The organism is Martelella sp. AMO21009 (assembly GCF_053484295.1).
The window spans coordinates 45,270-57,757 of the sequence record NZ_JBAKFR010000020.1 but is presented as its reverse complement, the minus strand read 5'-3'; the positions used below and the strand labels follow the sequence as shown (position 1 = coordinate 57,757).

At 63.0% G+C, this 12,488-nt stretch carries 12 protein-coding genes; 2 read left to right on the top strand and 10 right to left on the bottom strand.

Features of this window, described 5'->3' with window-relative positions; translation table 11 throughout:
- Nucleotides 1–141 precede the first annotated feature (141 nt).
- The 9 genes from dmpG to V6766_RS18395 all read right to left on the bottom strand — a co-directional run bounded on the left by dmpG (nt 142) and on the right by V6766_RS18395 (nt 9,332).
- Nucleotides 142–1,179 carry a 4-hydroxy-2-oxovalerate aldolase gene (gene dmpG, locus V6766_RS18435; protein ID WP_448468996.1) on the bottom strand — a complete coding sequence of 346 codons (1,038 nt, stop codon included), beginning with the start codon at nt 1,177–1,179 and terminating at the stop codon, nt 142–144.
- Nucleotides 1,179–2,123: an acetaldehyde dehydrogenase (acetylating) gene (locus V6766_RS18430; RefSeq protein WP_448468994.1), complete on the bottom strand. Its 945-nt coding sequence runs from the start codon at nt 2,121–2,123 to the stop codon at nt 1,179–1,181. Before V6766_RS18430 ends, dmpG begins: the two co-directional genes overlap by 1 nt.
- A 36-nt stretch (nt 2,124–2,159) precedes the next feature.
- Nucleotides 2,160–2,864 carry an ABC transporter ATP-binding protein gene (locus V6766_RS18425; RefSeq protein ID WP_448468992.1) on the bottom strand — a complete coding sequence of 235 codons (705 nt, stop codon included), beginning with the start codon at nt 2,862–2,864 and terminating at the stop codon, nt 2,160–2,162.
- Complete coding sequence (locus tag V6766_RS18420; protein ID WP_448468990.1) at nt 2,857–3,642, bottom strand: ABC transporter ATP-binding protein; 786 nt, start codon at nt 3,640–3,642, stop codon at nt 2,857–2,859. The genes V6766_RS18425 and V6766_RS18420 overlap by 8 nt, the downstream gene beginning before the upstream one ends.
- Nucleotides 3,639–4,652 (bottom strand): branched-chain amino acid ABC transporter permease, encoded by a 1,014-nt coding sequence (locus tag V6766_RS18415; protein WP_448468988.1) that lies wholly within the window; start codon nt 4,650–4,652, stop codon nt 3,639–3,641. Before V6766_RS18415 ends, V6766_RS18420 begins: the two co-directional genes overlap by 4 nt.
- The gene (locus V6766_RS18410; RefSeq protein WP_448468986.1) at nt 4,649–5,515 is read right to left on the bottom strand and encodes a branched-chain amino acid ABC transporter permease; all 867 of its coding nucleotides are present in this window, start codon (nt 5,513–5,515) and stop codon (nt 4,649–4,651) included. The genes V6766_RS18415 and V6766_RS18410 overlap by 4 nt, the downstream gene beginning before the upstream one ends.
- Before the next feature lie 51 nt (nt 5,516–5,566).
- Nucleotides 5,567–6,745, bottom strand: a complete 1,179-nt coding sequence (locus V6766_RS18405; protein WP_448468984.1) for an ABC transporter substrate-binding protein — start codon at nt 6,743–6,745, stop codon at nt 5,567–5,569.
- A 71-nt stretch (nt 6,746–6,816) separates the two neighbouring features.
- Entirely contained in the window at nt 6,817–7,614 is a 798-nt protein-coding gene (mhpD, locus tag V6766_RS18400; protein WP_448468982.1) for a 2-keto-4-pentenoate hydratase, read from the bottom strand.
- Between the two features lie 2 nt (nt 7,615–7,616).
- Complete coding sequence (locus V6766_RS18395) at nt 7,617–9,332, bottom strand: bifunctional 3-(3-hydroxy-phenyl)propionate/3-hydroxycinnamic acid hydroxylase (protein WP_448468980.1); 1,716 nt, start codon at nt 9,330–9,332, stop codon at nt 7,617–7,619.
- A 139-nt stretch (nt 9,333–9,471) separates the two neighbouring features.
- On the opposite strand from V6766_RS18395, the gene V6766_RS18390 reads away from it, so the two are divergent.
- On the top strand, nt 9,472–10,284 hold the full coding sequence (locus tag V6766_RS18390) for a DNA-binding transcriptional regulator (RefSeq protein ID WP_448468978.1): 813 nt from the start codon (nt 9,472–9,474) through the stop codon (nt 10,282–10,284).
- Here the strand turns inward: V6766_RS18390 and V6766_RS18385 are convergent.
- Complete coding sequence (locus V6766_RS18385; protein ID WP_448468976.1) at nt 10,248–11,276, bottom strand: VOC family protein; 1,029 nt, start codon at nt 11,274–11,276, stop codon at nt 10,248–10,250. The genes V6766_RS18390 and V6766_RS18385 overlap by 37 nt on opposite strands.
- 310 nt (nt 11,277–11,586) lie before the next feature.
- Here V6766_RS18385 and V6766_RS18380 point away from each other — a divergent pair, with 310 nt between their 5' ends.
- Nucleotides 11,587–12,447 carry an alpha/beta fold hydrolase gene (locus tag V6766_RS18380; RefSeq protein ID WP_448468974.1) on the top strand — a complete coding sequence of 287 codons (861 nt, stop codon included), beginning with the start codon at nt 11,587–11,589 and terminating at the stop codon, nt 12,445–12,447.
- Nucleotides 12,448–12,488 lie beyond the last annotated feature (41 nt).

The window sequence follows — 12,488 nt, the reverse complement described above, 5'->3', positions numbered from 1 at the left end:
CGGTCTGCAACTCCTGTCCGGTCACAGCGCGCTGGAAAAATGCATCGCCACTCCGGCGCCGGTTGGCCGATTTTCGGGTTCGTCATCAGGCCGCCGCCGCACGGGCTCGGCCGAGCGTCGACCTCGGTGACCAAACCATCGTCAGGCCGAGCGTTTTCGGCGCGTTTCGAGCATGTCGAGCGCGACATCGACGATCATGTCTTCCTGGCCGCCGATCATCCGGCGCTCGCCGAGTTCGATCAGGATGTCACGCGCATCAACGCCGTAGGTCTTCGACGCGTTTTCGGCGTGGCGCAGAAAGCTGGAATAGACGCCGGCATAGCCGAGCGACAGGCTTTCGCGATCAACGCGCACCGGCCGCTCCTGCAACGGACGCACCAGATCGTCGGCGGCATCCATCAGCGCGAACAGATCGCAGCCCGTGTCGATCTCCATCCGGTTCAGGACGGCGATCAGCACTTCGAGTGGCGCATTGCCGGCCCCGGCGCCCATGCCGGCAAGCGAGGCATCGACGCGCGCCGCACCCGCCTCGATGCCGGCAACGGCATTGGCAACGCCCAGCGACAGATTGTGGTGGGTGTGGACGCCAACCTCGGTTTCAGGCTTCAGTGCCGCGCGCAGCGCCGTCACGCGTTGGCGATACTGATCCGGCAGCAGCGCGCCGGCGGAATCGGTCACATAGACGCATTCCGCGCCATAGCTTTCCATGAGCTTCGCCTGCTCGGCAAGCTTTGCAGGCTCCGCCATATGCGCCATCATCAGGAAGCCGACCGTATCCATGCCGAGCGCGCGCGCCGCCTCGATATGCTGGCGCGAGACATCTGCCTCGGTGCAATGGGTCGCGATCCGCACCGAACGCGCGCCGGCCTGATGGGCCTGTTCGAGCTCGTGCACGGTTCCGATGCCGGGCAGCAGCAGAACGGTGACGGCGGCGTTTTCGCACACCTCGGCAACCGCCGCGATCCATTCAACATCATCATGACGGCCAAAGCCGTAATTGAAAGTCGAGCCCGCCAGACCGTCGCCGTGGGTGATTTCGATGGCGTCGACCCCGGCCCGGTCCAGCGCGCGGGCGATGTCGCGGACATCGTCGAGACTGTATTGATGGCGCATCGCATGCATGCCGTCACGCAGCGTCACATCCTGAATATAGAGTTTGTCCTTGTTGGCTCGGCTCATCACGCGGCCCTTTCCCTGATGTTTTTCGCGGCCCAGTGATTGGCGGTTCTGAGCGCCGCGGACGTCATGATGTCGAGGTTTCCGGCATAGGCCGGCAGATAATGGGCCGCCCCTTCCACCTCCAGAAAGATCGTGGTCTTCAGCCCCGTCGCGAGACCAATGCCCGGTATCCGCACCGGCTGGTTGTCGCCGAACTCCTCAAACTGCACGCGCTGCTTCAGCCGGTATCCCGGCACGTACTCACGGACCGTCTCGGCCATCTCGGCGACGGAACGCTCGATATCGTCCCGCGACGCCCCCTGCGACAGCACGAAAACGGTATCGCGCATGATCAGCGGCGGTTCGGCCGGGTTGAGAATGATGATCGCCTTGCCGCGTTCGGCCCCGCCCAGAAGCTCGATCGCCTTCGAGGTGGTTTCGGTGAACTCGTCGATATTCGCGCGGGTTCCGGGACCAGCGGATTTCGAGGCGATCGAGGCAACGATTTCACCATAGACGGTGCGGCGGGAGACCCGCGCCACGGCATGGACCATCGGGATCGTCGCCTGACCGCCGCAGGTGACCATGTTGACATTGGGCTCGTCGATATTGGCATCGCCGTTGATCGCCGGAATGGTGAACGGGCCGATCGCGGCCGGCGTGAGATCGATGACCTTCTTGCCGTCCCTTTGCAGGAGGGCGTTGTTGGAGACATGCGCGCGCGCCGAGGTCGCGTCGAAAACGACCTGGATATCCCTGTATTCCGGCATTTTCAGAAGACCTTCAATGCCTTCATGGGTGGTCGCCACGCCGAGCCGCTTTGCCCGCGCCAGGCCGTCGGACTGCGGATCGATGCCGACCATGGCGCCCATTTCAATCACGTCCGAGGTGCGCATCACCTTGATCATCAGGTCCGAGCCGATATTCCCGGAGCCGATGATCGCGCATTTGATCTTTTCCGTCATGACCTGTCCTTTTCCGTCAATCCTTCGTCCGCCCGGTCAGGCGGCGACCGCCACAAGGCGGCTCAGCTTTTCGTCATCATCGAGGAGTTCCGCGCTTGTCGACTGATGGACGATCCGCCCGCGATCGAGCACGATGGCGCGCGCCGTCATCGACAGCGCCAGACGCGCATGCTGTTCGACGACGATCACCGAGAGCCCCCTGTCGCGGATCAGCGCCCGCACGACATCGGCCAGTTCCTGAATGATGATCGGCGCGAGGCCCTCCATCGGCTCGTCGAGCAGCAGCAGGCGCGGATTGGTCATCAGCGCGCGGGCAATCGCCAGCATCTGCTGTTCGCCGCCGGAAAGCTGGTTGCCCATATTGGCGCGGCGTTCCTTGAGGCGCGGAAAGACCTCGTAGACTGCGGCGATATCCCATGGTCCCGGTCGCGCCACCGTCGTCAGGTGCTCCTCGACGGTGAGCGAGGGAAACATCGCCCGCTCCTGCGGCACCCAGCCGAGACCGGCATGGGCGCGTTTGTGCGTGGCAAGCGAGGTGATATCGGCGCCGTTGAAACGGATCACGCCCGCCCGATGGCGCGTCAGCCCCATCAGCGTGCGCATCAGCGTCGACTTGCCGACGCCATTGCGGCCTAAAAGCGCGATACTGTCGCCGCCTGCCATGGAAAACGAGACATTGTCGAGCACGCTGGCCTCGCCATAACCGGCGCAAACGCCCTCAAGGGTCAGAAGATCAGTCATGGCCGCCCTCCCCGAGATAGACTTCGCGCACGCGGCGATCGCTCATGATCTCGTCCGGCGTCCCCTCGGTCAGCACCCTGCCCGAAACCAGCACGGTGATGCGCTCGGCAAAGCGGCGCACCAGTTCCATGTCGTGCTCGATGAACAGAATGCTGACATCGGCGGGCAGTCTGGCGATGACGTTGAAGACCTCGGTGCTTTCGCCCGCCGGAATGCCGGCCGCCGGCTCATCAAGCAGAAGAATGTGCGGTCTGGACGCCAGCGCCAGCGCAATCTCGACCAGCCGCTGCTTGCCATAGGCAAGCGTCTCGACCGTGCTGCCGGCCTGGTTTTCAAGCCCGAGATCCTGGATCAGGTCGAGCGCTTCCTCGATTTCGGCCGTATGGCTTTGCAGCGGGCGGAACCAGTGGCGCGTAAGCCCCTTGCGCTCCAGTATCGCCAGCAGCACGCTTTCGAGAACCGTGAGCTTGGGAAACAGCGTGTTGATCTGGAACGTGCGGGCCATGCCCTTGCGCACCCGCTCTTCCTGCGAGGTCTGCGTCACATCCTCGCCGCCGATGAACACCTTGCCGGCGGTCGGTTGCAACACGCCGGTCAGCATGTTGATGAAGGTGGTCTTTCCCGCGCCATTGGGCCCGATCAGCGCATGACGCGCGCCGGTGGGCAGGGCGAAGCTGATATCGCTGTTGGCCTGGAAACCGCCCCAGCTTTTCGACAGGCCTTCGGTTGCCAGTGCAAAGCCCGCGCTTTTGGAAAGGAAACTGGTATCGTGCTTCATTCCGCCGGCTCCCTCTTGCGCAAGGTCGGAGGGCCTTTCGATGCGATGAAGCGTGCCAGATCGCTGGCGCCGCCGGTCAGCCCACCGCGCAGGAAAAACACCACCGCCATCAGCAGAACGCCCATCCAGAACTCCCAGTAGACCGGATCGACCTCATTGAGGAAATCATGGGCGACCACGAACACGGCCGTGCCGATCACTGCGCCGTAAAGCCTGCCCGTGCCGCCAAGAACCAGCATCACCAGGAATTCGGCCGAACGAGTAACCGAAAGGGAATCGACGCCAACGAATTGCGTCGTCTGGGCCATCAGACCACCGGCAATGCCGGCAATGCCTGCCGAAAGCGTGAAGGCGACCTGCAGCCGGTTGTTGACCGACGCGCCAAGGGCGGGCATCCGGTTGACGCCCTCGCGGATGGCGCGCAGCGACAGGCCGAGCGGCGAGGCGGCAAAAAACTTCAGCGCGACAAAGACGATCACGAGGACCGCATAGGCATACCAGTAGGCGGTGTTGCCGAAGAAATCGAACTCGAAGAGGCCGAAGATCGGCGCCATCTCGATGCCGGAAAGCCCGTCCACGCCGCCGGTCACGCCGCTCATGCGATTGGCGATTTCATAGGCGACGAGACAGATGCCGAGCGTCACCATCAACCGGGTCAGATCCTTGCCGCGCACGACGAGAAAGCTCGTCAGATAACCGATCGCGAGCGTCAGCGCGCCTGCGATCAGAAGCCCGCTCAAAGGCTCGCGCCAGCCATGGACGGACAGAAGCCCCGCCGTATAGGCGCCTATGCCGAAGAAGGCGGCATGGCCGAGCGACACGATCCCGGCATAGCCGAGCACCAGATCAAGGCCCAGAACCGCGATGGCATAGGTCATCAGCGACAGGGCGAGCGCCCGGTCGTAGGGGAACAGGAAATAGAGGGCGGCCGGCAGCAGCCAGAAGAGAATTTCAGCAAGGCGCGGCCGCGGCGACGCCAGCCTCTGGACGGCCTGAAAACGGATCGTCATGCGCGTTTACCCCCAAGTCCGTTGGGAAACGCGATCAGCAGCACGATCATCATGACATAGATGATGAAAGCGCCGATTTCCGGCACGAAATATTTGCCCGCGACATCGAAAACGCCAAGGAGCAGTGCCGCGATCAACGGGCCCTTGATCGAGCCGGCGCCGCCGACAACCACGACCAGCAGGAAATAGACCATGTATTTCAGCGGGAAGGACGGGTCGAGGCCCAGCACCTCCACGCCCAGCGCGCCGCCAAGGCCGGCAAGGCCGGTGCCTAGCGCGAAGCACAGTGCAAACACCAGATTGACATTGATGCCGAGGCCGGCCGCCGCATCCTGATTATCGACGGCGGCGCGGATTTCCGCGCCGAAGCGGGTCTTCGACAGCATCAAATGCAGCGCCAGCGTGACGACGGCGACAAACGCGATCAGCAGCAGCCGGTATTTGCCGAAGTCGACGCCCATGAACCGGACCTGCCCTTGCAGCATGTCCGGGATTGCGACCAATTGCTGCGAGGCGCCGAAGAAATAGTGCGCGGCTGCAATCGAGGAGAACACGAAGCCGACGGTAAACAGCATCTGGTCGAGATGCGGGGCCTTGTAGAGCCTTTGAAACAGAAGCCGCTCGGCAACGATGCCGCAGAACCCGGCGGCCAGAAAGGCGAGCGGCAGGGTCGCCAGAAACGGAATGCCCGCCCTGTTGGCCAGATAGACGCTCGCATAACCGCCGATCATGGCGAACGATCCATGGGCCAGATTGATGAAATTCATCAGTCCCATGGTGATGGAAAGCCCGACGCCGACCAGAAACAGCAAGCTGCCATAGGCCAGTCCGTCGAAGAGAATGCCGACAATATTACCTGCCATTCAAAGCTCCGAAAAAGGAAGGCGGGCGGCAAAGCCGCCCCGCCCCAGGCCTCAGGGCGTCATGTCCCGGCTTTCGGGAAATTCGAAGAACTCGACATTGGCGAGATTGCCGTCGACCGCCTCGACCTTGCGGACATAGATGGTCTGAACGATGTCGCGGTTTTCCGGATCGATGGTGATCGGTCCACGCGGGCTTTCTATGGTCGCGCCCTTCAGCGCCTCGGCAATGGCCGGCCCCGAGGCATCGCCGCCGGTCTTTTCCAGCGCGTAGTAAAGCGCGGCCATGCCGTCATAGGCGGAAACCGAGAGGAAGTTCGGCCAGGGGCCATCGGGGTTGTCGGCAAGATAGGCCTCCACGAATTCCCGATTGAGGTCGGAATCATGCGCCATCGCATAATGGCCGGTGGTCACCACGCCAAGGCCGGCCTCGCCGGTCTGGCGGATGGTCAGCTCGTCGGTGAGGTCGCCCGTGCCGAGCATGGTGATGCCCGCCTCCTTGAGGCCGCGCTGGTCAAATTCCTTGATGAAGTTGATCGTCGCCTCGCCCGGCGGCAGCCAGACGAACACCGCGTCCGGCTTGGCATCCTTGATCCGCTGGATGAACGGCGCGAAATCCGGGTTCTGCGCCGGAACCCGCAGGCTGCCGGCGACGGTGCCGCCATTGGTCGTCAGCCCGCGAATGAAGGCGGTTTCCGCATCGTGACCGGCGGTGATGTCGGCCACCAGCGTATAGACGTTTTCATAACCCTGTTCGGCGGCAAAGCGGCCGGCCGGCTCGGTGATCTGCGGCAGGGTCTGGCCGACGCGGATCATATAGGGATTGGCATCGGTGATATGCGACGATGATGCGTTCATCACGATCATTGCCGTTTTGGTTTTCTCGGCCAGCGGCGCGGACGCCATGGCTGACGCCGTGAAGGTGAAGCCTGCCAGAACGTCGACACGATCGCGCACCAGAAGATCCTGAACGGCCCGGCGGGCGCGATCGGGGGCGATGCCGCCGTCATCCTTGACGATCAGTTCGATCTTCTTGCCTGCAACCTCATCGCCATGCTGCTTCATGAACAGGTCGATGCCGTTCTGCATCTGGGTGCCGTAAATGCTGAACGGCCCGGACAGCGACAGAACCACGCCTACCTTGACGGTATCATCCGCGGCGAAGGCGGGAAGCCCCGCGGTCAATGCGGTCGCGACCAATGCCGCGCCGAGAAAATGTCTGCGTTTGATCATTTCGGTCTTCCTCCTCAAAAAAAGATGGCGGGACCCGGTCTCCTCCTTGAGAACCTGGCCCGGCTTGCTGTTCAGTCCTGATTGTTGCCGAAAGCGGCGCGCACCGATCCAAGGCCTTCAATGTCGGCCTCAAACTGGTCTCCGGGCGAAACCGGAACCATGGGACCGAGCGCGCCGGTCATGATGAGATCGCCCGCCAGAAGCGGCGTGCCGAAGGCGGCCATCTTGCGCGCCAGCCACAGCGCCGCGTTGAGCGGATGGCCGAGGCAGGCCGCCCCGGAACCGGTCGACACCGTTTCGCCGTTGCGGGTCATCGCCATTGAAAGGGTCTTGAGATCAAGGCCGGCAAGCGGCGCCGGAACGCCGCCCAGAACCACGAGCCCGGACGATGCGTTGTCGGCAACCGTGTCGTTGAAGCGGATATTCCAGTCCGCGATCCGGCTGCCGACGACCTCGATGGCGGGAAGGGCGAAATCGACGGCGCGGATCAATTCGACCAGCGTCGTATCGACCGCCGGGAGGTCAGCCTTCAGCACCAGCGCGATTTCCGCCTCCGCCTTCGGCTGCATCACCCGCGCAAACGGCATTTCCTCGTCATCGCCATAGATCATGTCGGCGAAAAGCGTGCCGAAATCCGGCTGATCGACGCCAAGCTGCGCCTGCACGGCCCTGGCCGTCAGCCCGATCTTGCGGCCGACGATCCGGCGACCGGTCGACACCCAATGCTCGACATTGGCGCGCTGCACCGCATAGGCGGTCTCGCCGCCATCATCGGGCATTGCATCGCGGATCGGGGCGATAGGCTTTGCCGTTTCCTCGGCGGCAAGAAGCGCGCCCGCGAGTTGCCGGACCAGTGCGGCATCGACCATGATCACGCCTCCTTCGCCAGCGCCATTGGCTGCGGCTTGCCGGGATAGGACATGGCGCGCGCCAGCGAACGCGAGACCTCGGTCACCGTCAGCGGCGTGGCCGTGGCCGCGACCACGCGGTCGGGCCGCAGGAAGACCACGGATTCCGGCCAGTTGCCGAACCATTCCTTCAGCCGCCCCTGCTGATCGCCGATCTCGATAACGCCGTTCACCGCGTCGGTTCCGAAGCCGAGCGCCTCATCGGGCCTGACGCCGAGCTGCACGTCCGGCTTGACGCAGATGAAGACCGCGCCCAGCGCCTGCCACATCGCGATCTGGTCGGCATCCATATATTGCAGCGGGTTGTTGCCCCAGGAGAGGATCGCGAAATTGGGGCCGATCAGGTCGTCCATGCGCCGGACCTCGCCCGTGGTGGTGCGCACCCGCGGCTGGATGAACAGGCGGCCGACCGGGCTTTCCTTGCTTTTGACGCGGCTCGGCACCAGCGCGCCTTCGGTAAAGCGCGGCATCGGCTTGAAGCGCATCTCGATGATGTAGCGCTTGACGGCGGGGAACAGGTTTAAAAACCAGGTCACGCCATCGCGCACCGTGCCGAGAAACGCATAGGGCGGATTGAACACCTTGCCGACCATGACCGAGAGATCGATCATCGCCTTGGCATGGCTGCGCCGCTCGCTCTCATAGGTATCGAGAAGGTCCGGGCCCAGGCGGCCGTTTACCACCATTGCCAGCTTCCACCCGAGATTGGCGGCGTCGCGAATGCCGCTGTTATAGCCCTGCCCCTGCCAGACCGGCATGATGTGGGCAGCGTCTCCGGCAAGCACGACCCGCCCGACGCGAAAGCGGTTGGCAAGCCGCGCATTGTGATTGTAGATCCGGCGGCGGATAAGCTTGGCCTCTTCCGGCTTTTCCAGCACCTTGGCCAGCAGGCTGCGCATGACGTCGGGGCGTTCGAAATGCGCGTCATCCTCGTCCTTCATCACCATGAATTCGAAACGGCGCACGCCGTGCGGCAGGGCGGCGGAAACGTAGGGCCGCTTCGGATCGCAGACCAGGTAGATATTGGGCGTGCCGACGGGATCATTCTCGACATCAACGACCATCCACTTGTTGGCGGCGGTCTTGCCCTCGAAGGCAAGTCCCAGCGCGCTGCGCACCGGACTCCGGCCGCCATCGGCGCCGACCAGATAATCCGCTTCGATGGTGAAGGGCCCGTCCGGGCCTTCCACCGTCGCGACCACGCCATCGGCATCCTGCTTCAGGCTTTGGAATTCTGTCGAGAACAGGACCTTCACATGGCTGTAGCGGGAAAGCCCTTCATAAAGAATCCGGTCGGCCTGCGGCTGGATGAAGGCATTGCGGCGCGACCAGCCAAACTCGTCGGTTTTCGGCTCGAGAGAAGCCCAGCAGCGACCTTTCGCGGTCAAAAACCGCATCCAGTGCAGCGGCGTGGTATGCGGCTCGATCCTGTCGGCAAGCCCGATGCCCTGCATCGTGCGCATCGCCTCATCGTCGATGCCGATGGCGCGCGGATAATCGATCAGCTCCGGCAGCGCCTCGATCACGATCGTCTCGACGCCGTAGCCGCCAAGATAGTTGGCAAGCGTCAGGCCGACGGGGCCCGCGCCGGCAATCAGCACCCGCGTCCTCATCGGCGTCGCTTTTGCGGTCGCAGCCATTGCACTGGCATCGAGGCGTGAACTGGCGGGAATTGTCATGATCTGGCTCCTCGGTCTCATCGTCCGGGAGACGTTCTCCTCCGCGCCCCGGCAATGCAGATGAGCTATCAGCAGGCTTGCCAAGTGAACAATGATCATGAGAGATATGTGCACATAGTGCACAAAACCGGAGAGCAAAATGGGAGAGGCAAGCCAAACGCCGTACAAGCCCGTTCAGGGACTGTCGCGCGGCCTCGCGCTGTTGCGGTCTCTCAATCAGGCCGAGGGCGGCTGGGCAACCGTGCGGGAGTTGAGCGCGGCGACAGGGCTGCATCGCACGACGGTGCGCCGGCTTCTGGAAACGCTACAGAACGAGGGTTTGGTGCGCCGATCCGCCTCCGACGACAGCTACAGGCTGACGGCCGGCGTCTACGGCCTGAGCGACGGCTACAATGAAGACGAGTGGATTTCGGAAGCAGCCTCCGCCGTGCTCGGCGAACTGCTGGTAAAGGTGGTCTGGCCCTCGGACCTGGCAACGCTTGACGGGCTTTCCATGCAGGTGCGCGAGACCACGCACCGTTTCAGCCCGCTGTCGTTTCACAAGGTCACGGTGCGCCGCCGCCTGCCATTGACCACGACGGCGCTCGGGCGCGCCTATCTCGCCTTCTGTCCGGATGAGGAACGCGAAAAACTGCTGGCGGGCCTTGCGCGGCAGCCGGGCTCGCTTCTGGCGGAGCCGTCGGCGCGGAGCGCCTTCGAGACGCAGCTCGGCGACTACCGGAAGAACGGCTACGCATTTGCCAATGGCGACTGGCCCCGCGAGCAGAAGATCATGGCGCTCGCGGTTCCGGTCATGCAGGGCGACAAGGTGGCCGGCTGCATCAATGTCGTGATGCTGCGTTCGGCCATGAGCCTGTCGCAGGCATGCGAGAAATATCTCGCGCCGCTTCGGGAAGCGGCGCGTAAGGTCGAAGACTATTTGGCCGGGGCGGGGACGAGCTCATTGCGATAAAGCCCGGCGCAGCCGGTGGTGTCGCGGCCGCGGCTGCCCGTCGATGTATCGATGGGATCGCCATACCAGGTCATGCCGTCGGGAAAGGCTTCCTGTTCCCATTCGATCGCCTTCCAGTCGGGATCGAAAATCAGGTAGCCGCCGGCGTAGAGCTCGACGCGGTGGTCGGACCCCGGATCATGGATATAGAGATACATCGCCTGGCCGATGCCGTGCTTGCCCGGCCCGACGCCATAGGAAACGTCGAGATCGCGCAGCGTATCGGCAGCCGTCAAGACGTCGGAAAAATCCTGCAGGTTGAAGGCGATGTGATGAAGTTGGGCGGTCTTGTTCAGGCCGTTGGCGACAATCGCCAGATCGTGAACCTGCGGCGTGACCGACATCCAGGAAGCCAGGACGGTTCCCGGCCGGTTCGGCAGATGGGCAAACTCGCGGCGTTTGAAACCGAGCGTATCGCGCACCCAGCTTTCGGCCTGATTGATGGTGTCCGGCGAGGTCTGGATATTGAAATGGTCGATCCGGCGCACGCCGAGGCCACGGCGTTTCGAGCTATTGGACGGCAGGCGAGAGCGGATGCTTTCCGGCGCCAGCGGCTTTTCCATGTCGTAATAAAGTTCGAACGGATGACCGCCGCCGGGCAGAAGGAAACGGATCGCTTCGCCGCGTCCGGCTTCGGCTCCGGCCGGAACCTTGAGAACCTCGATGCCCTGCCGGGTCAGCTCCTCATGGAACAGCGCGACATCCTGCGGGCGCTTGACGCGGAATGAGAACGCATTGACGACGGCCTCTTCCTGTTCGGTCAGAACCAGGGAATGATGCCCGAGTTCCTGATAGCAGCGCAGATAGGACACATTGCCCTTGCGCTCGACCTCTTCCATGCCCAGCGTGTCGCGGAAGAAGAACAGCGACTTTTCGATATCTTTCGTGCCGAGGTTGACCGTGCCGCATTGGGCAATCTGCGGGCCGGGGTCAAATTGATCTGAAAATGCCATGGAAAGCCTCCCTGAAAATGGCAACACTGTTCCGGCCGGGAAACCGCCTGCGGGCTTCCTGGACATTGCGTCCCGGCCGCGACATGCGCGGCGCTGGCCTTCGATCATGAAAACGGTGCGCGAACGCCGCTCCTCACAGCATTGGGTCCGCGTCGTCTGCTTTTCACTGGCTAACAGAGGCAAAACGAACCGGACAATCGCCAAATCGGCCCCGTGCACAATGTGCACAGCATGGGCTGGCCGTTTGCGCAGGCCGGGGCGAGATCGCTAGTTTCGCTTCGAAGAAAGCGCCATCACCGGAGGAGACCTCATGGCCCAGATATTCACGGCGGAAGCGACCAGCCGTTTCGCCGAGATCGCCCACGGCGACAGCACGTTGAAAATTCATTACAATGATTGCGACCCCGGCCTCGGCGGCGAGACCGTGATCATGCTCCACGGTTCCGGTCCAGGCGCCACGGGCTGGGCGAATTTCAATCGCAATATCCAGCCCCTGACCGACGCCGGCTATCGCGTCATGCTGATGGATTGCCCCGGCTGGGGGGAGAGCGACACGGTCATCTCCGAAGGCTCCCGCTCCGATCTGAACGCGCGGATGCTGAACGGCCTTGTCGAAAAACTGGCGCTCAAGAAGATACACATCATCGGAAACTCGATGGGCGGGCACAGTGCGGTTGCCTTTGCGCTCACGCATCCCGAAAAGATCGGCAAGCTGATCCTGATGGGGGGCGGCACCGGCGGCGTGAGCCTGTTCACGCCGCAACCGGCCGAAGGCATCAAGCTGATCGGCGCGCTTTACCGCAACCCCACCATCGAGAACCTGAAGAAGATGATGGAGGTTTTCGTCTTCGATCCGAGCGACCTCACCGAAGAGCTGTTCGAGACGCGATTGAAGAACATCCTGGCGCGCCGCGACCATCTGGAAAATTTCGTCAAGAGCCTGGCGATCAATCCGCGCCAGTTCCCCAATGTCGACCACCGGCTGCACGAAATCACCGCCGAAACGCTGATCGTGTGGGGTCGCAACGACCGCTTCGTGCCGATGGACACCGGCCTCAGGCTGGTGGCGGGCATAGAAAAGTCGGAGCTGCACGTCTTCAATCGATGCGGCCACTGGGTTCAGTGGGAACACGCCGACAAGTTCAACCGGATGGTGCTCGACTTTCTGTAACCTGCTGCCTTTGATGTCTTTGTTGGCAAGGGAGATTCGCG

Bases quoted from the DNA above. Each gene is read 5' to 3' on its own strand.
- dmpG (WP_448468996.1), bottom strand. From the start codon at position 1,179: ATGAGCCGAGCCAACAAGGACAAACTCTATATTCAGGATGTGACGCTG.
- V6766_RS18430 (WP_448468994.1), bottom strand. From the start codon at position 2,123: ATGACGGAAAAGATCAAATGCGCGATCATCGGCTCCGGGAATATCGGC.
- V6766_RS18425 (WP_448468992.1), bottom strand. From the start codon at position 2,864: ATGACTGATCTTCTGACCCTTGAGGGCGTTTGCGCCGGTTATGGCGAG.
- V6766_RS18420 (WP_448468990.1), bottom strand. From the start codon at position 3,642: ATGAAGCACGATACCAGTTTCCTTTCCAAAAGCGCGGGCTTTGCACTG.
- V6766_RS18415 (WP_448468988.1), bottom strand. From the start codon at position 4,652: ATGACGATCCGTTTTCAGGCCGTCCAGAGGCTGGCGTCGCCGCGGCCG.
- V6766_RS18410 (WP_448468986.1), bottom strand. From the start codon at position 5,515: ATGGCAGGTAATATTGTCGGCATTCTCTTCGACGGACTGGCCTATGGC.
- V6766_RS18405 (WP_448468984.1), bottom strand. From the start codon at position 6,745: ATGATCAAACGCAGACATTTTCTCGGCGCGGCATTGGTCGCGACCGCA.
- mhpD (WP_448468982.1), bottom strand. From the start codon at position 7,614: ATGGTCGATGCCGCACTGGTCCGGCAACTCGCGGGCGCGCTTCTTGCC.
- V6766_RS18395 (WP_448468980.1), bottom strand. From the start codon at position 9,332: ATGACAATTCCCGCCAGTTCACGCCTCGATGCCAGTGCAATGGCTGCG.
- V6766_RS18390 (WP_448468978.1), top strand. From the start codon at position 9,472: ATGGGAGAGGCAAGCCAAACGCCGTACAAGCCCGTTCAGGGACTGTCG.
- V6766_RS18385 (WP_448468976.1), bottom strand. From the start codon at position 11,276: ATGGCATTTTCAGATCAATTTGACCCCGGCCCGCAGATTGCCCAATGC.
- V6766_RS18380 (WP_448468974.1), top strand. From the start codon at position 11,587: ATGGCCCAGATATTCACGGCGGAAGCGACCAGCCGTTTCGCCGAGATC.